The organism is Pseudomonas sp. MIL9 (genome assembly GCF_016887925.1).
Classification (GTDB): domain Bacteria; phylum Pseudomonadota; class Gammaproteobacteria; order Pseudomonadales; family Pseudomonadaceae; genus Aquipseudomonas; species Aquipseudomonas mohnii.
Genome location: NZ_JAFEHE010000037.1, coordinates 38,036 through 54,499, shown reverse-complemented (window position 1 = coordinate 54,499; position 16,464 = coordinate 38,036). Strand labels below are relative to the sequence as shown.

18 protein-coding genes are annotated in these 16,464 nt (G+C 57.9%); 9 read left to right on the top strand and 9 right to left on the bottom strand.

All coding sequences use genetic code 11. The annotated features are described in order from the left end of the window. Positions 1-373 precede the first annotated feature (373 nt). Positions 374-1,573, bottom strand: coding sequence for a tyrosine--tRNA ligase (gene tyrS / locus JQF37_RS30015; protein WP_130209536.1), 1,200 nt, complete (start codon positions 1,571-1,573; stop codon positions 374-376). Between the two features lie 212 nt (positions 1,574-1,785). On the opposite strand from tyrS, the gene JQF37_RS30010 reads away from it, so the two are divergent. Then, the gene (locus tag JQF37_RS30010) at positions 1,786-3,204 is read left to right on the top strand and encodes a peptidoglycan DD-metalloendopeptidase family protein (RefSeq protein ID WP_130209538.1); all 1,419 of its coding nucleotides are present in this window, start codon (positions 1,786-1,788) and stop codon (positions 3,202-3,204) included. 3 nt (positions 3,205-3,207) lie between these two features. Further along, on the top strand, positions 3,208-4,299 hold the full coding sequence (locus JQF37_RS30005) for an anhydro-N-acetylmuramic acid kinase (protein ID WP_130209540.1): 1,092 nt from the start codon (positions 3,208-3,210) through the stop codon (positions 4,297-4,299). A gap of 66 nt (positions 4,300-4,365) precedes the next feature. Here JQF37_RS30005 and erpA read toward each other — a convergent pair whose 3' ends face one another. Further along, the gene (erpA, locus tag JQF37_RS30000) at positions 4,366-4,716 is read right to left on the bottom strand and encodes an iron-sulfur cluster insertion protein ErpA (protein ID WP_007906865.1); all 351 of its coding nucleotides are present in this window, start codon (positions 4,714-4,716) and stop codon (positions 4,366-4,368) included. A gap of 168 nt (positions 4,717-4,884) precedes the next feature. Continuing rightward, positions 4,885-5,919, bottom strand: a complete 1,035-nt coding sequence (gene argC, locus JQF37_RS29995) for an N-acetyl-gamma-glutamyl-phosphate reductase (protein ID WP_047534080.1) — start codon at positions 5,917-5,919, stop codon at positions 4,885-4,887. 134 nt (positions 5,920-6,053) lie between these two features. Between argC and hemJ the strand changes: the two genes are divergently transcribed. The 6 genes from hemJ (at position 6,054) to coq7 (ending at position 10,625) form a co-directional block, all read left to right on the top strand. Then, on the top strand, positions 6,054-6,485 hold the full coding sequence (hemJ, locus tag JQF37_RS29990) for a protoporphyrinogen oxidase HemJ (RefSeq protein ID WP_130209542.1): 432 nt from the start codon (positions 6,054-6,056) through the stop codon (positions 6,483-6,485). 33 nt (positions 6,486-6,518) lie between these two features. Continuing rightward, a complete protein-coding gene (locus JQF37_RS29985; RefSeq protein ID WP_130209544.1) occupies positions 6,519-7,487 on the top strand; it encodes a nitronate monooxygenase family protein in 969 nt (322 codons plus the stop codon). Positions 7,488-7,548: 61 nt separating this feature from the next. Then, a complete protein-coding gene (locus JQF37_RS29980) occupies positions 7,549-8,499 on the top strand; it encodes a DUF805 domain-containing protein (RefSeq protein ID WP_130209546.1) in 951 nt (316 codons plus the stop codon). A 61-nt stretch (positions 8,500-8,560) separates the two neighbouring features. Continuing rightward, positions 8,561-9,349: an SDR family oxidoreductase gene (locus JQF37_RS29975; RefSeq protein ID WP_130209548.1), complete on the top strand. Its 789-nt coding sequence runs from the start codon at positions 8,561-8,563 to the stop codon at positions 9,347-9,349. Between the two features lie 81 nt (positions 9,350-9,430). Next, on the top strand, positions 9,431-9,769 hold the full coding sequence (locus tag JQF37_RS29970) for a histidine triad nucleotide-binding protein (RefSeq protein ID WP_047534088.1): 339 nt from the start codon (positions 9,431-9,433) through the stop codon (positions 9,767-9,769). A 208-nt stretch (positions 9,770-9,977) separates the two neighbouring features. After that, on the top strand, positions 9,978-10,625 hold the full coding sequence (gene coq7 / locus JQF37_RS29965; protein WP_047534090.1) for a 2-polyprenyl-3-methyl-6-methoxy-1,4-benzoquinone monooxygenase: 648 nt from the start codon (positions 9,978-9,980) through the stop codon (positions 10,623-10,625). An 80-nt stretch (positions 10,626-10,705) separates the two neighbouring features. On the opposite strand, the gene speD is transcribed toward coq7, so the two are convergent. Then, entirely contained in the window at positions 10,706-11,500 is a 795-nt protein-coding gene (speD, locus tag JQF37_RS29960) for an adenosylmethionine decarboxylase (RefSeq protein WP_047534092.1), read from the bottom strand. 238 nt (positions 11,501-11,738) lie between these two features. Further along, on the bottom strand, positions 11,739-12,161 hold the full coding sequence (locus JQF37_RS29955) for an OsmC family protein (protein ID WP_130209550.1): 423 nt from the start codon (positions 12,159-12,161) through the stop codon (positions 11,739-11,741). 226 nt (positions 12,162-12,387) lie between these two features. Between JQF37_RS29955 and crp the strand changes: the two genes are divergently transcribed. After that, the gene (crp, locus tag JQF37_RS29950) at positions 12,388-13,032 is read left to right on the top strand and encodes a cAMP-activated global transcriptional regulator CRP (RefSeq protein ID WP_047534096.1); all 645 of its coding nucleotides are present in this window, start codon (positions 12,388-12,390) and stop codon (positions 13,030-13,032) included. On the opposite strand, the gene JQF37_RS29945 is transcribed toward crp, so the two are convergent. From JQF37_RS29945 to JQF37_RS29930, 4 genes are all read right to left on the bottom strand, one after another. After that, on the bottom strand, positions 13,029-13,730 hold the full coding sequence (locus tag JQF37_RS29945) for a lipoate--protein ligase family protein (RefSeq protein ID WP_130209552.1): 702 nt from the start codon (positions 13,728-13,730) through the stop codon (positions 13,029-13,031). The genes crp and JQF37_RS29945 overlap by 4 nt on opposite strands. Positions 13,731-13,875: 145 nt before the next feature. Beyond that, entirely contained in the window at positions 13,876-14,712 is an 837-nt protein-coding gene (trpC, locus tag JQF37_RS29940; protein ID WP_130209554.1) for an indole-3-glycerol phosphate synthase TrpC, read from the bottom strand. Next, positions 14,709-15,758, bottom strand: coding sequence for an anthranilate phosphoribosyltransferase (gene trpD, locus JQF37_RS29935; RefSeq protein WP_130209556.1), 1,050 nt, complete (start codon positions 15,756-15,758; stop codon positions 14,709-14,711). The genes trpC and trpD overlap by 4 nt, the downstream gene beginning before the upstream one ends. A gap of 9 nt (positions 15,759-15,767) precedes the next feature. After that, positions 15,768-16,361 (bottom strand): aminodeoxychorismate/anthranilate synthase component II, encoded by a 594-nt coding sequence (locus JQF37_RS29930; RefSeq protein WP_130209558.1) that lies wholly within the window; start codon positions 16,359-16,361, stop codon positions 15,768-15,770. Positions 16,362-16,464: the final 103 nt, after the last annotated feature.

The window sequence follows — 16,464 nt, the reverse complement described above, 5'->3', positions numbered from 1 at the left end:
GCACCCACACGAATTGCTTGATTCAGTTGTTAAAGAGCGGTTGGTTAAGAGCTTTCGTCTCAACCGAGGCGCGCATTCTACAGCAGCCTCATTTGCTGTCAAGTGATTATTTTCAGAAGTTTTCAAGGATTCCTTAACAACTTCAACCACTTGCGCCTTCGATCTCTCGTCAGCGGGAGGCGAATTCTACAGCGTTACTCGCTGCTGTCAACACCTCTTTTTTCAACTTCCTTCGCGCTTCGATGACCTGAAGCAACTTGCCGCCAAAAACTGCGTAACTCATTGTATTCCAAGGAGTTTTCAGTTTCGACTGCGCCGGAAGTGGGGCGAATTATAGGCTTCTATAATTCGCCGTCAACCCTTTATTTCAGGTTCATTCGGATTTGAGCGTAATTCGCGCAAATGCCTTCTTTCCCGCCTGACAAACATGGGTCGCACCCAGCGCGTATATAAAAGTGCGATCAACAACCTCACCATCGATACGCACGCCGCCGGAGCCGAGCAGATCCCGCGCGACGGCCGAGTTCTTCACCAGCCCTGCTTTATTGAGGACAGCAGCAATCGGCATATCCTCAGTTGCGGTCAACTCAATCTCCGGCAGATCATCAGGCAGCTCGCCATCCTTCATACGGTTACCAGCTGCGCGATGAGCGTTGGCCGCAGCCTCCTCACCATGGAAGCGTGCAACAATCTCTTCCGCCAGCTTGATCTTGATATCACGCGGGTTGGCGCCAGCCTCTACATCAGCACGGAAGGCATTGATCTCATCCATGGAACGGAAACTGAGCAGCTCGAAGTAACGCCACATCAGCGCATCCGGAATGGAGACGAGCTTGCCGTACATGACACCAGGCGCCTCCTGAATACCGACATAGTTGCCCAACGACTTGGACATTTTCTTCACGCCATCCAGCCCTTCGAGCAATGGCATGGTCAGAATGCACTGAGCCTCCTGACCATAACCACGCTGCAGCTCACGCCCCATCAACAGGTTGAACTTCTGATCGGTACCACCCAGCTCGACATCTGCGCGCAGGGCAACAGAGTCGTAGCCCTGAACCAATGGATAGAGGAACTCGTGAATGGCGATCGGCTGATTGGTCGTGTATCGCTTATCGAAGTCATCGCGTTCAAGCATGCGAGCTACGGTGTACTGCGAAGTTAGCCGAATGAAGTCGGCCGGCCCCATCTTGTCCATCCAGGTGGAGTTGAATGCCACTTCGGTTTTAGCCGGATCAAGAATCTTGAATACCTGGGTCTTGTAGGTCTCGGCGTTTTCGAGGACCTGCTCTCGGGTCAGCGGGGGCCGCGTAGCACTCTTGCCACTGGGATCACCGATCATCCCGGTGAAATCGCCAATCAGAAAGATCACCTGGTGACCCAACTCCTGAAACTGGCGCAGCTTATTGATCAGCACGGTATGACCCAGGTGCAAATCCGGCGCAGTCGGATCGAAGCCCGCCTTAATACGCAGCGGCTGGCCGCGCTTGAGCTTTTCAATCAGCTCGGACTCGACCAACAGTTCTTCCGCACCACGTTTGATCAGCGCTAGCTGCTCTTCAACCGACTTCATAACAGACCCGCAAGGCTCAGATTCAAAGGGACCCAACCATACAAGATCGTGCGTCAAATACAAAGTTTGCCCGGCGCACGGACGCCAATCCACGGACAGAGCGTCCGTAGACTTGCTTCAGAGATGATTTGGTTATATTTTATACAGTTATTTCATCTTCATCATGTCATTCATCTTTTCCAATTCATCTTTATTCAAAGTCAAAATTACTTATGACCACAGAATCGTCTAAAGCGCCACCGCTTTACCCGAAGACCCACCTGCTCGCCGCGAGCGGCATCGCCGCCCTTCTGAGCCTGGCCCTTCTGGTATTTCCTTCCAGTGATGTAGAAGCCAAAAAGACGACCCTGAGTCTTGAACTGGAAAGTCCTGCTGAACAACTGACACAAGATCAAGACGCTGCTGACGCCGTTCAAGCCACAAATGAGCCAGCAGCTTCACCATTCGCGCAGATCGACAACAGCGCTGAAGACACCCAGGAAACCGCTCAATCCGCGCCCGCTCCGGCTGCCGAAGAAAAGAAGGCTCCCAACCACAGGGAAGTGATCGTCGCCAAAGGCGACACTCTCTCCACGCTGTTCGAGAAAGTTGGTCTTCCAGCCACCTCGGTACATGACGTGCTGGCCAGCGACAAGCAGGCCAAGCAGTTCAGTCAGCTCAAGCACGGACAGAAACTGGAGTTCGAACTGAGCCCCGATGGCCAGCTGACCAACCTGCACAGCAAGGTCAGCGACCTCGAAACCATCACCCTCACCAAGAACAACAAGGGCTATACGTTCAATCGCATTACCGCCAAGCCGACCGTCCGCTCCGCCTACGTTCATGGCGTGATCAACAGCTCGCTGTCGCAGTCCGCTGCTCGTGCCGGCCTGTCCCACAGCCTGACCATGGACATGGCCAGTGTGTTTGGTTATGACGTCGATTTCGCCCAGGACATTCGCCAGGGCGACGAATTCGATGTGATTTACGAGCAGAAAGTCGTCAATGGCAAAGCCGTCGGCAACGGTCCGATCCTGTCCGCACGCTTCACAAACCGTGGCAAAACCTACACGGCCGTGCGTTACACCAACAAACAAGGCAACAGCAGCTACTACACCGCTGAAGGCAACAGCATGCGCAAGGCATTCATCCGCACCCCGGTGGACTTTGCCCGCATCAGCTCGAAGTTTTCCATGGGCCGCAAGCACCCGATCCTGAACAAAATCCGCGCACACAAAGGTGTCGACTACGCAGCACCACGTGGCACTCCGATCAAGGCTGCCGGTGATGGCAAGGTATTGCTGGCAGGACGCCGCGGCGGCTACGGCAATACCATTATTCTCCAGCATGGCAACACCTACACCACGCTGTATGGCCACATGCAAGGCTTTGCCAAGGGCGTGAAGACCGGTGGCACCGTCAAACAGGGCCAGGTCATCGGCTACATCGGCACCACCGGCCTTTCGACCGGACCGCACTTGCACTACGAGTTCCAGGTCAATGGCGTGCACGTCGATCCACTGGGCCAGAAATTGCCAATGGCTGACCCAATCGCCAAGGCCGAACGCGCCCGCTTCCTCGCACAGAGCCAGCCTCTGATGGCGCGCATGGAGCAGGAAAAGGCCACCATGCTGGCTTCGAGCAAGCGTTAAGCCATGCCGCTCTATATAGGCGTAATGTCCGGGACCAGCCTTGATGGACTGGACATTGCGCTGATCGAGCAAAACCAGGCGATCAGGCTGATCGCCACGCACTACATACCCATGCCCGAAACCTTGCGCACCGAGCTACTTGGCCTGTGCGCCAGCGGACACGACGAGATAGCCCGCTCCGCCATCGCCCAGCAGAACTGGGTGACGCTCGCAGCGCAGGGCATTCACGACCTCCTGGCACAAGAACAACTCAAACCTGAAGACATTCGAGCGATTGGCAGCCATGGCCAGACCATTCGCCACGAGCCGGCGCGAGGCTTTACGGTACAGATCGGTAATCCGGCCCTGCTGACGGAGCTGACCCATATCACCGTGGTCAGTGATTTCCGCAGCCGCGATGTGGCCGCAGGCGGACAAGGCGCCCCCCTGGTGCCTGCCTTCCACGAAGCCTTGTTTGAAGAGCGGACCGGCAACCGAGCCGTGCTCAACGTCGGCGGCTTCAGCAACCTCAGTCTGATCGAGCCGGGCAAGCCTGTCGCCGGTTTCGACTGCGGCCCGGGGAATGTGCTGCTGGACGCCTGGATTCATCAGCAGCGTGGCGACAACTTTGATCGCAACGGTCAATGGGCTGCCAGCGGAAAAGTCGAGCCAGTGCTGCTAAAAGCGCTGCTTAGCGACCCATTCTTCTTGACCAAGGGACCAAAAAGCACCGGCCGGGAGGTTTTCAACCTGCCATGGCTGATGCATCACCTGGCGCAGTTGCCGACCTTCACTTCCGAGGACGTGCAGGCAACACTACTTGAGTTGACTGCGCTGACCATCGTCGAATCCCTGCAAAACGCCCAATCAGACACCCAGGAACTGCTGGTCTGTGGGGGTGGCGCGCATAACACCACGCTGATGAACCGACTGGCCAGCCTGCTGCCAGGCGCAACCGTCAGCAGCACTGCGGCTTACGGTGTCGACCCTGACTGGGTCGAAGCCATGGCCTTCGCCTGGCTGGCCCACTGCTGTCTCGAAGGCATCGCGGCCAATCGCCCTAGCGTCACCGGTGCCCGCGGCTTGCGTGTATTGGGCGCGATCTACCCCGCATAAACGCCAGACAGCAAAACGCCGCAGAGCCCAGAGGCCATGCGGCGCTTAGTGATGCAGGCGTGCTGATCAGATCGAGAACGAAGAGCCGCAGCCACAGGTTGTGGTTGCATTCGGGTTCTTGATGACGAAGCGCGAACCTTCCAGACCTTCCTGATAATCCACCTCGGCCCCGGCCAGGTACTGGAAGCTCATCGGATCGACCACCAGACTCACACCTTCGCGCTCGACGATGGTGTCGTCATCGGCCACTTCTTCATCGAAGGTGAAGCCGTACTGAAAACCTGAACAACCGCCGCCCGTAACGAATACGCGCAGCTTCAAGCGATCATTCCCCTCTTCATCGACCAGGCTCTTCACCTTGTGCGCGGCACCGTGGGTAAATTGCAAAGCCGTGGGGGTGAAGGATTCGACGCTCATGCTGACTATCTCCCGGCGTTACGCCGCCATAATGCGTGATGACGCGCATTATCCGCTTCTCCTAGAAAAGCGGTCAACTATTGTTAGGGTATATCAACCAATCAAATCGCCGACCCAGAATGAAAAAAGGCCCGCTCAACGGGCCTTTTTACTGGGCGCTACAGAGCCTTACGGCAACATGCCAGCGTGAGACAGGCCAAGGCGTTCATCCAGTCCGAACAGGATATTCATGTTCTGCACCGCCTGACCCGACGCACCTTTGACCAGGTTGTCGATCACCGACAGCACAACCACCAGATCACCGTCCTGTGGCCGATGTACCGCAATGCGGCAGACGTTGGCACCACGCACGCTGCGGGTTTCCGGGTGGCTTCCGGCGGGCATGACGTCGACGAACGGTTCGTTGGCATAACGCTTTTCGAACAGCGCCTGCAGATCCACCGAGCGATCCACGACAGTCGCGTACAGCGTGGAATGGATGCCACGGATCATCGGCGTCAGATGCGGAACAAAGGTCAGGCCGACATCCTTGCCTGCGGCACGACGCAGACCCTGGCGGATTTCCGGCAAGTGACGGTGGCCTTTGACGGCATAGGCCTTCATGCTCTCCGATGTCTCAGAGTACAACGAACCGACAGCAGCGCCACGACCGGCACCGCTGACACCGGACTTGCAGTCGGCGATCAGGCGCGATGCATCGGCCAGGCCAGCTTCAAGCAACGGCAGGAAACCCAATTGCGTAGCAGTCGGGTAGCAACCCGGCACTGCGATCAGTCGCGCCTTCTTGATCTGCTCGCGATTAACTTCCGGCAGGCCGTACACCGCCTCATCCAGCAACTCTGGTGCGCCGTGCGGCTGGCCGTACCACTTGGCCCATTCATCAGCATCCTGCAGACGGAAGTCAGCCGACAGGTCGATGACCTTGGTCCCCGCCGCCAGCAACTCACCCGCCAGAGCGTGGGCAACGCCGTGTGGCGTGGCGAAGAACACCACGTCGCAGGCGCCCAGGGTCTTGATGTCCGGAACGGTGAACGCCAGGCCGTCGTAATGGCCTCGCAGGTTCGGGTACAGGTCGGCCACGGCCAGGCCGGCCTCGGATCGGGAAGTGATGACTACCACTTCAGCTTGCGGATGCTGTGCCAACAGACGCAGCAGTTCGACACCGGTGTAACCCGTGCCGCCGACGATACCGACCTTGACCATAAACCTGCCCTCAACGAACCCACTGGAAAGCCGTCGATGATAGGGGGCTGGCGCGCCTGCGACAACCGGCAAGGTGACGTATGGAGCCTCAAGCCTCTACTATCCCGACTACCGTGAATCTGGGAATAACCAAAATGCTTTATCTGTGGCTCAAAACTTTTCACATCATCAGCATCGTGTGCTGGTTTGCCGGCCTGTTTTACCTGCCGCGCCTGTTCGTCTATCACGCTCAAAGCGAGGACACCGTCAGCAAGGAACGCTTCAGCCTCATGGAGCGCAAGCTGTACCGCGGCATCATGGGTCCGGCAATGATCGCGACGCTGATTTTCGGCGGCTGGCTGATCAGCCTCAACCCTGGTGCCTACTTCAGCCAGGGCGGCTGGATGCACGCGAAACTGACCCTGGTGGTCCTGCTGATCGGCTACCACCACATGTGCGGCGCCCAAGTGAAGCGATTTGCCCGTGGCGAAAACACCCGTAGCCATGTCTTTTATCGCTGGTTCAATGAAGTGCCGGTCCTGATATTGCTGGCTATCGTCATTCTGGTCGTTGTACGGCCGTTCTAAATCCAACAGGCACATCTCACCGGGGTACTTCCCATGTCGCTGCCCGCTCAGCTCGAACAATGCCTGCGCCTACCCGTGGTGGTGGCGCCGATGTTCCTGATTTCCAATCCGCAACTGGTGCTCGCCTGCTGCCGCAACGGGGTGGTGGGCAGCTTTCCTGCGCTCAATCAGCGCGAGAGCAGCGGCTTCAAGGGCTGGCTGGAAGAGATCGAAGCCGGGCTCGCTGCGCTGGAGAGCCCCGCGCCGTACGCTGTGAACCTTATCGTCCACAACAGCAACCCGCGATTACAGGCGGATCTGGCGATCTGCATCGAACACAAAGTGCCGATCGTGATCACCAGCCTTGGAGCAGTGAAAGAAGTGGTCGACGCCGTGCACAGTTACGGCGGCCTGGTGTTCCATGACGTGACGACCCGCCGCCATGCCGAAAAAGCCGCCGAGGCCGGCGTGGATGGATTGATTGCCGTGGCCGCCGGTGCCGGTGGGCATGCCGGGACCTGGAGCCCGTTCTCGCTGATCGCCGAAATCCGACAATTCTTCGACAAAACGTTGCTGCTGGCCGGGTGCCTGAACCACGGGCACGAAATCCTCGCCGCCCAATTGCTCGGTGCGGACCTGGCCTACTTCGGCACACGCTTTATCGGCACTGCCGAAAGTCATGCGCCTGACGCCTACAAGGAGATGCTGCTGACATCCAGGGCGGCAGACATCATTCATACTCCTGCGGTGTCGGGTGTACCGGCGAGTTTCATGCGCCAGAGCCTGGAAGCCGCCGGGTTTGACATGGCTGCGCTGCAAAACAAGGGCGAAGTCAACTTCGGCGCCAAGCTCAAGCCGATCAGCGATGAAGCCAAAGCCTGGAAAACCGTGTGGTCTGCAGGCCAGGGCGTTGGGGGAATCGATGATTTACCCAGCGTTGACCAGTTGGTGGCGCGGCTCGACGCGGAGTATCGCAAGGCACTGGAACATGCCGCACAACTGCCCAAACGCTGGCCTCGCTGACAGAAAAACCAGGCCATCCGGCATTCCCCCTTAAAACACTCGCGACAAGGATGCCTCGGCAATGAGCGAACACCGTTTCAAAATCGTCTTCGACGGCACGCTACTGCCGGGTGTTGATATCAACACCGCCAAACTCAATCTCGCCGCGCTATACAAAAGCGAGGTCGCTGCCGTCGAACGCTTGTTCAGCGGTCAACCCGTCACACTCAAACGTGACCTGTCACGGATTGACGCACAGACCTACCTGCAAGCCCTGAAGAACACCGGCATAGATGCCCGCCTCGAGCCGGAACCGGCGATCGAGCTGAATCTCTCCGATGTCCGTGATCACGCGCCCGCCGCTACAGAGCCCGACTCCCCCTACGCGCCACCGCAGGCTGACGTCGCTGAGCGCGTGCCTGAGTACGCGCCGCTCAAGCCGTTCGGCGTCGAGGGACGCATCGGACGCCTGCGGTTTCTGGCATGGTCAATGGTGCTGAGCCTGGTGACGATCGCTGTGGTCAGCGTATTTGCCCTGATCGGCCTGGCCCTCGTCAGCACCGACTCGACCGCTGGCCTGATCGTCGGGGGTATTCTGGCGTTCATCCTGTGCGTGGTTTTCCTTATCGCCACCATCCTCATCAGCGTTCAGCGCCTGCATGATGTCGGCTGGTCAGGCTGGCTATGGTTGCTGAACCTTGTACCGTTCGTGGGCAGTTTCTTTTCGCTGCTGTTAGTAGTCTTGCCGGGGGCCGGCGTGGCCAACCGCTACGGCGCACCTCCGCCGCCCAACAGCACGGCGGTCAAGGTGCTTTCTTCGTTATGGCTGGTGTTGATCGCCCTGATGATCATCGGAGCAATGGCAGGCGGTATCTCAGCCATTCAGGACACATACGAAAACACCCTCGAAAACAGTTACCAAAGCGCCTCGGTCACCACCGACGAGATCGAGGTCGAGGTAGAACCGACACCAAATTCCACCGACGATGCAGCCGAACAAGCCCTGCCCCCTGTAGACTCTGCGCAAGAATGAACAGCGCTCCCCGCCCATGACACCTGCGTCGCGGCGTGGAGCTGTTGCGATGGAGAAATGCATGACCCGTTACGCTCTGATCACTGGCGCTTCCAGCGGCATCGGCCTGGCGATGGCCGAAGCGCTGGCCCGGCGTGGCCGCAGCCTGATTCTGGTGGCCCGCCAGCGTGATCAGCTGGAAAGTATTGCGATTGAACTGACCCAACGTTTTGGTGTGGAAGTGTTGTTCCGTGCCTGTGACCTGGGTGAGCCGCTGCGGCTATCCGGGTTCCTGCTGGAACTGGAGGAAGGCGACCGGCAAATCGATTTGCTGGTCAATTGTGCCGGCATTGGCACTTGCGGCCCATTCCTGGCCCAGGACTGGATGACTGAACAGGACCTGATCGAAGTGAACATCCTGGCCCTGACTCGCCTGTGCCATGCCATCGGCAACAGCATGGCGCTGCAGGGCGGTGGACAAATTCTGAATGTGGCCTCGCTTGCCGCGTTCCAGCCCGGTCCGTGGATGAGTACGTATTACGCCAGCAAGGCTTACGTGCTGCATTTTTCCGAAGGCCTGCGCGTCGAGCTGAAAAAATGCGCCGTCAACGTATCAGTGCTCTGCCCTGGCCCGACGCGCACAGGCTTTTTCCGCACCGCACAACTGAACACCGACAAACTGGCCAACAGCAAACTGCTGATGAGTCCGGAAGAAGTCGCACTCTATACCGTGCGGGCTCTGGAGAAAAATCGCGCAATCATCATTCCGGGACGACGCAACCGCTGGCTCGCTGCCCTGCCCCGCTTCGGCTCGCGGTGGCTGACCCGGACAATCGCTGGCATGGTCATCAAGGCTCACTGCCCGCGCTGATCGACCTGCAAGGTAAAACGCTGGGCTCGGGCAAAACCCATGAGTACACTCAGGCCAGCCCAAACAACGGAGAAAACAGCTGTGGATACTCTGTTCACAAAGATCATCAACCGGGAAATCCCGGCGAAGATCATTTACGAGGACGACCAGGTACTGGCCTTCCACGACATCGCCCCACAGGCGCCCGTGCATTTTCTGGTGATCCCGAAAAAACCGGTGCGCACCCTGAACGACCTGACCGAGGACGACAAGGCATTGGCCGGGCATATCCTGTTCACTGCCCAGCGCCTGGCCAAGGAATTGGGTTGCGAAGACGGCTTCCGCGTCGTCATGAACTGCAATGAACTGGGTGGCCAGACCGTCTACCACATTCACATGCACGTGCTGGGTCAGCGTCAGATGCACTGGCCGCCGGGCTGATTTCGTAAAACCTGCAGGAGCGAGTTTGCTCGCGAAGCCGCCGTGGCAGCCAAAACAGGCGTTGGATGTCAGCGCCTCTTCGCGAGCAGGCTCGCTCCCACAAAGGCATCACAGCATTGTCACAACCCCAGCCTCACAATGACCCAGCGCAAACCTTCCACGGCCGATTGAGTTAAACTGGCCGCCGAGATTCCCCCCGGAGGTCAGCATGACTACCCAGCGTCACTACTCGCCAATTGACCGCCTTCTGCTGCAAGCCGATGCCGCAATGCGTACTTTGCTGCCCTTCAGTGGTCAGCCGTACCGTCCGTCGCCTGCCATCGTGCAGCCGGATGCGAAGATGAGCGATGAAGACACTCGGCACGTTGCCGGCCTGATGCGCATCAACCACACCGGTGAAGTTTGCGCCCAGGCGCTGTACCAGGGTCAGGCCCTGACCGCCAAGCTGCCGAAAGTGCGTGCCGCCATGGAGCATGCCGCTGAAGAAGAAATCGACCATCTGGTCTGGTGCGAGCAGCGCATTCATCAGCTGGGTAGCCATACCAGCATTCTTAATCCGCTGTTTTACGGCATGTCGTTCGGGATTGGTGCGGTCGCCGGGTTGATCAGCGACAAAGTCAGCCTGGGGTTCGTTGCAGCGACCGAAGATCAGGTGTGCAAGCATTTGAACGAACACCTTGAGCAACTGCCAGCCGAAGATGAAAAGTCCCGGGCGATCCTTGAGCAGATGCGCCTTGATGAAGAACAACATGCCGAGAGTGCGCGGGAGGCGGGTGGTTTCCGCTTTCCGGCGCCAGTGAAGTTCGGCATGAGCTTGTTGGCCAAGGTCATGACCAAGAGTACTTATCGGATCTGACTCCGTTTTTGACAGGCGCCCGCGCCAGCAATAAAAAAGGCGACTGCCGCAAGGTAGTCGCCTTTTTGTGCTCGGTGGTCTTAGCTCGACATATTGCGCGCGTAGAAAATTTCGAGCATTTCGTGTTTCACACGGTCGGTCACCTGGGCACGCTGCTCAGAGGACAGATTGCTGGTGGCGTCACCGAACAGGTAATTATCCAGTTCGAAGTTCTTCAGCAACATTTTGGTGTGAAACAGGTTTTCCTGATACACGTTCACGTCGGTCATCTGGTACGCGTCGCGGGTATCGTCGGAAAGGTAGTTCTGAATCGAATTGATTTCGTGGTCGATGAAGTGCTTTTTGCCTTCAACGTCGCGGGTGAAACCACGCACACGGTAATCCACTGTCACGATGTCCGAATCGAACTGATGAATCAGGAAGTTGAGCGCTTTAAGCGGTGAAATGACCCCGCATGTCGACACGTCGATATCCACACGGAAGGTTGCAATGCCGTCGACCGGATGGATTTCCGGGTAGGTGTGCACCGTGATGTGGCTCTTGTCGAGGTGGGCCAGGATAATTTCGGGCAACGGGCCCGGAGATTCTTCGATCTGGCTGTCAGTCGGGGTCACCGGTTCTTCAGAGATCAGAATCGTGACGCTGGCGCCCTGCGGCTCATAGTCCTGACTGGCGATGTTCAGGATGTTGGCACCAATGATATCGACAACCTCTGTGAGGATCTGCGTCAGGCGCTTGGCGTTGTACTCTTTATTGATGTACTCAACGTAAGCCTGTTGGTCTTGCGGGGTTTCCGCGTAGCAGATGTCATAGATGTTGAAGCTCAAGGTCTTTGTCAGGTTATTGAACCCGTGGAGCTTGAGTTTGCTTTTCACCGTTAAAAACTCTCTATGTATTGCGGCCCGGCCGCGTGATCAAGCATGCCCGTCAGATGCGAAGGACGCACCTGCGTAGGACGGTTAACACCTCTTCGCGATGGCGATTTTGGTTGTCTGTTCGGGTGCGCGGCCTGTCGGAGGACTGGCCACTACCCTGAAAAAAGTGGCGCATTATGCAGACGTCGGCTTGGGATCGCCAGAGTCTGCACTGCTTTTATGATAGTTGAATGTCGATTCAACCGAGTTCGATGATTTCGTAGTCGTGGGTAATCTCGACACCGGCCGAACCGAGCATGATCGAGGCCGAGCAATACTTCTCGGCAGACAGCTCGATGGCACGCTTGACCTGGGCTTCTTTCAGGCCGCGGCCCTTGACCACAAAGTGCATGTGGATCTTGGTGAAAACCTTTGGATCTTCGGTCGCACGCTCAGCCTCGAGGAAGGCTTCGCAACTCTCGACGGCCTGACGGGACTTCTTGAGGATACTGACCACGTCGAAATTGCTGCAACCGCCAACGCCCAGCAGGAGCATCTCCATCGGCCGAACACCCAGGTTACGACCGCCAGCATCGGGCGGGCCGTCCATGACCACGACATGACCACTACCGGATTCGCCGAGGAACATGGCTTCGCCAGCCCATTGGATGCGTGCCTTCATCGCCAAGACTCCACTGTATAAAAAAGGGTAGCCAGCTTAGCACAGGCCCCGTGATTGACAGCGCTCGCCTTCCTAGGACATAACCTCCTGAGCTGTAGGTAAATTCTCGAATATTGCAGGAAGCGTCTGTTAAGCTGGCGCCAATTCGCTGGCGCAAGCCAGGTTGCCGCGGCTTCGCGATGCATAAAAAACCAAATACACCGTGCAGTTTTTTCGGGATACAACCATGGTTGCGATTGCCCTACCCCCCAAGATCAAAAATCTCGACAAATTGTTGATGCATTGCCAGCGTCGTCGCTACCAGGCCAAGAGCAATATCATTTGTGCCGGTGACCGCTCGGAAACCCTGTTTTTCATTATTAAAGGCTCGGTCACCATCCTGATCGAGGATGACGATGGCCGGGAAATGATCATCGCCTACCTGAACGGCGGGGACTTTTTCGGTGAGTTGGGTCTGTTTGAACAAGCAGGCCTGGAACAGCAGCGCAGCGCCTGGGTACGCGCCAAGGTCGAATGCGAAGTCGCGGAAATCAGCTACGCGAAATTCCGCGAATTGTCCCAGCAAGATCCAGACATTCTTTACGTGCTAAGCGGACAAATCGCACAACGTTTGCGTAACACGACTCGCAAGGTCGGCGACCTGGCGTTCTTCGACGTCACCGGGCGTGTCGCCCGCTGCCTGTTGGAGTTGTGCAAACAGCCCGATGCGATGACCCACCCGGACGGTATGCAGATCAAAGTGACCCGTCAGGAAATCGGAAGGATTGTCGGGTGTTCCCGTGAGATGGTCGGCCGCGTGCTCAAGGACCTGGAAGAACGCAATCTCGTGGACGTCAAAGGCAAGACCATGGTGGTCTTCGGTACACGCTAAGCGCTGAACATCTGCGTCAGCATTTGTCGATAGAGTTCATCGAGACGCTCCAGCGCGTCTGGTGCCGTAAACTTTTCATGCAAAGCGATATGGCTTTCGGCGCGTACTCGCTGCTCCAGACTGCAGGCCTCGTTGAAGCGGTTGACTGCGGCAACCATCGATTCACGCTCGTTCTCCAGCAGCATAGCTCCGTGCACCAGCCCAACCGGGCGCTGACCACCCTGGCTCTGGCGCCACCGCTGGGCCGTGCCGACCATCTTGCGGCCGTCGAGGTTGACGTTGAAACGACCGTCGCAGAATGCGCCTTCGATTTCCCCAAGCGACGACGTACCGCCCAGTTCATCCAGCAACTGACAGATCGGGTCGCACAGCCGACGGTAACCGGACTCAATGCGGTTCAGATCCCCCTCACTGCGTGGTGGTGCGTAGACCAGTGCGATGTTGATCGTCGATGCCGATTGCGGCACAGGTTCACCGCCGGTTTCGCGCAACAGCACTGGCCAGCCGGCGGCGGCAGAAACTTCGCAGGCGTGCTGGAAACCGGGCAGACGATTCAAGCGGCGCGGCATGACCAATGCGCGATCACTCGGTTGCCAGAACAGCAGGCCGAACTCCGAGGCGCCGGCGCAGACCGACGCCAACAAATCCTGTTCGGCTTGCAGGCCGGCTTCGATGGTCAGGGAAACAAGTGGGGTCATAAGGTATTCCGTAGGGCATCAAGTCTGTGGTGTTTCTTATGCCACTATCGCGAGCAGGCTCGCTCCCACAAAAATTCTGCCAACACCAGACATTCAATGTGGGAGCGACCCTGCTCGCGATAGGGTCGACTCGATCTGCGGGTGATCAATCGAGAGTAGAACCGCTGACAGGAATGCCACGCTCCGGAAAGAACAGGCGCTGCAGTTCGGTACCCGGGCTTTCGGCACGCATGAATGCTTCGCCGACCAGGAACGCGTAAACGTCGCTGATTTCCATCAGTTCGACGTCGGCACGGTTGAGGATGCCGCTCTCAGTGATCACCAGACGATCGCGCGGGATCCGCGGCAACAGGTCGAGGGTGGTTTCCAGGCTGACATCAAAAGTGTGCAGGTTGCGGTTGTTCACGCCAACCAGCGGCGTGTCGAGGGTTTTCAAGGCCCGCTCCAGCTCGTCGCCATCGTGAACTTCCACCAGAACATCAAGGCCGACGCTTTTCGCCACCGACGCCAGCTCGGCCATTTTCACATCGTCCAAAGCGGAGACAATCAACAGCACGCAGTCCGCGCCCAGCGCACGAGCCTCGACGATCTGGTATGGATCGATCATGAAATCCTTGCGAATCACCGGCAGTTTGCACGCGGCACGTGCCTGCTGCAGGTACTCATCAGCGCCCTGGAAATAGTCGATATCGGTGAGCACTGACAGGCAGGTGGCGCCGCCTTTCTCGTAGCTCCTGGCGATAGCGGCGGGAACGAAGTTCTCCCGAATCACGCCTTTGCTCGGCGAGGCTTTTTTGATTTCAGCGATGACCGCCGGCTGTTTCAGCTTGGCCTGAGCCAGCAAAGCCTTGGCAAAACCACGGGGTGCATCGGCCGCCTTGGCCAGGTTTTCCAGCTCGGCGAGGCTCACGCGAGCACTGCGCTCGGCAACTTCCTCGACCTTGCGCGCCAGAATGTTTTCCAGAACCGTCGGTACACTCATCCCTCATTCTCCACTTTGAATACCGCGGTAAATGCACCCAGCTCCTCGAGTTTTTCCCGAGCGAGACCGGTGTGCAGCGCATCGTGCGCCAGGGCAACCCCCTCTTTCAAACTGCTGGCATGGTCGGCGGCGTACAACGCGGCACCTGCATTGAGCATGATCATCTCAGCCGCTTTCTGACCGTTTTCGGTCTTGCGCTTGCCCAGCGCATCGCGGATCAGCTCAAGGGACGCCGCCGGGCTATCCACCGCCAGGCCATGCAGGCTCTGGCTCTTCATGCCCAGATCTTCCGGTTCGACCCAATACTCGGTGATCTGGTCATTCTTGAGCTCCGCCACATAGGTCGGCGCGGCCAGACTGAACTCGTCCAGGCCATCCTTCGAATGCACCACCAGCACATGCTTGCTGCCCAGACGCTGCAACACTTCAGCCAAAGGCCGGCATAGCGCCTGAGTGAATACGCCGACCACTTGATGCTTCACACCGGCCGGATTCGTAAGCGGGCCGAGCATATTGAACAGCGTACGCAGGCCCAGGTCACGACGCGGACTCGCGGCGTATTTCATCGCAGAGTGATGAGTCTGGGCAAACATGAAACCAATACCAACGTTGTCGATACAACGCGCCACCTGGACCGGCGTCAGGTTCAGGTAGATACCGGCGGCTTCCAGCAAATCGGCACTGCCGCTCTTGCCCGAAACCGCACGGTTACCGTGCTTGGCCACGGTGCAACCGGCCGCCGAAACCACGAAGGCGGCGGCGGTCGACACGTTGAAGATGTTGGCGCCGTCGCCGCCGGTACCGACCACATCGACTACACCATCGAGTGTCTTGAGCTCGACCTTGTCAGCCAGCTCACGCATGACTGACACGGCACCAACGATTTCATCGATGCTTTCACTCTTCATGCGCATGGCCATCATGAACGCGCCGATCTGCGCGTCCGTGCATTGTCCAGTCATGATTTCGCGCATCACATCGCGCATCTCATCGGTGCTGAGGTCGAGTTGCTCGACGATACGGCTCAGGGCAGTCTTGATATTCATGAAAAGTCCTTAGCGCGTGCCGCCGGTTTGTTTGAGGAAATTCGCGAACAGTTCGTGACCCTGTTCGGTGAGGATAGACTCCGGGTGAAACTGCACACCCTCAATATTAAGGGTCTTGTGGCGCAGCCCCATGATCTCGTCCACCGAACCGTCTTCGAGCTGAGTCCAGGCGGTCAGTTCCAGGCAATCGGGCAGCGTTTCACGCTTAACGATCAAGGAATGATAGCGGGTAACCGTCAGCGGATGATTCAGCCCCTCGAACACGCCTTTGTCTTCGTGGAAAACCGGGCTGGTCTTGCCGTGCATGACCTGGCGGGCACGGACCACATCGCCGCCAAAGGCCTGGCCGATGGACTGATGGCCCAGGCACACGCCGAGGATCGGCAGTTTGCCGGCGAAGTGCTTGATCGCTTCAATCGAAATGCCGGCTTCGGTCGGGGTGCATGGACCGGGAGACACCACGATGCGCTCAGGGTTGAGGGCTTCGATTTCAGCAATGGTGAGTTCATCGTTGCGCACGACTTTGACCTCGGCGCCCAGCTCACCCAGGTATTGCACAACGTTGTAGGTAAAAGAGTCGTAGTTATCGATCATCAGCAACATGGCGTTAAGAACCTCTTGAATTCACTGACTTCTAATGCAGCCTTCGGATAAACCACCCGCTGCGGCCTGCGCTCGATCGGTCGAGGCGGCCGGCATACGGGTC

Bases quoted from the DNA above. Each gene is read 5' to 3' on its own strand.
- trpD (WP_130209556.1), bottom strand. From the start codon at position 15,758: ATGAATATCAAGACTGCCCTGAGCCGTATCGTCGAGCAACTCGACCTC.
- JQF37_RS29955 (WP_130209550.1), bottom strand. From the start codon at position 12,161: ATGAAGGCACGCATCCAATGGGCTGGCGAAGCCATGTTCCTCGGCGAA.
- argC (WP_047534080.1), bottom strand. From the start codon at position 5,919: ATGGTCAAGGTCGGTATCGTCGGCGGCACGGGTTACACCGGTGTCGAA.
- JQF37_RS29930 (WP_130209558.1), bottom strand. From the start codon at position 16,361: ATGTTGCTGATGATCGATAACTACGACTCTTTTACCTACAACGTTGTG.
- JQF37_RS29945 (WP_130209552.1), bottom strand. From the start codon at position 13,730: ATGACCCCACTTGTTTCCCTGACCATCGAAGCCGGCCTGCAAGCCGAA.
- JQF37_RS29985 (WP_130209544.1), top strand. From the start codon at position 6,519: ATGTCGCTGCCCGCTCAGCTCGAACAATGCCTGCGCCTACCCGTGGTG.
- crp (WP_047534096.1), top strand. From the start codon at position 12,388: ATGGTTGCGATTGCCCTACCCCCCAAGATCAAAAATCTCGACAAATTG.
- JQF37_RS30010 (WP_130209538.1), top strand. From the start codon at position 1,786: ATGACCACAGAATCGTCTAAAGCGCCACCGCTTTACCCGAAGACCCAC.
- tyrS (WP_130209536.1), bottom strand. From the start codon at position 1,573: ATGAAGTCGGTTGAAGAGCAGCTAGCGCTGATCAAACGTGGTGCGGAA.
- trpC (WP_130209554.1), bottom strand. From the start codon at position 14,712: ATGAGTGTACCGACGGTTCTGGAAAACATTCTGGCGCGCAAGGTCGAG.
- JQF37_RS29975 (WP_130209548.1), top strand. From the start codon at position 8,561: ATGACCCGTTACGCTCTGATCACTGGCGCTTCCAGCGGCATCGGCCTG.
- hemJ (WP_130209542.1), top strand. From the start codon at position 6,054: ATGCTTTATCTGTGGCTCAAAACTTTTCACATCATCAGCATCGTGTGC.
- erpA (WP_007906865.1), bottom strand. From the start codon at position 4,716: ATGAGCGTCGAATCCTTCACCCCCACGGCTTTGCAATTTACCCACGGT.
- JQF37_RS30005 (WP_130209540.1), top strand. From the start codon at position 3,208: ATGCCGCTCTATATAGGCGTAATGTCCGGGACCAGCCTTGATGGACTG.
- coq7 (WP_047534090.1), top strand. From the start codon at position 9,978: ATGACTACCCAGCGTCACTACTCGCCAATTGACCGCCTTCTGCTGCAA.
- JQF37_RS29980 (WP_130209546.1), top strand. From the start codon at position 7,549: ATGAGCGAACACCGTTTCAAAATCGTCTTCGACGGCACGCTACTGCCG.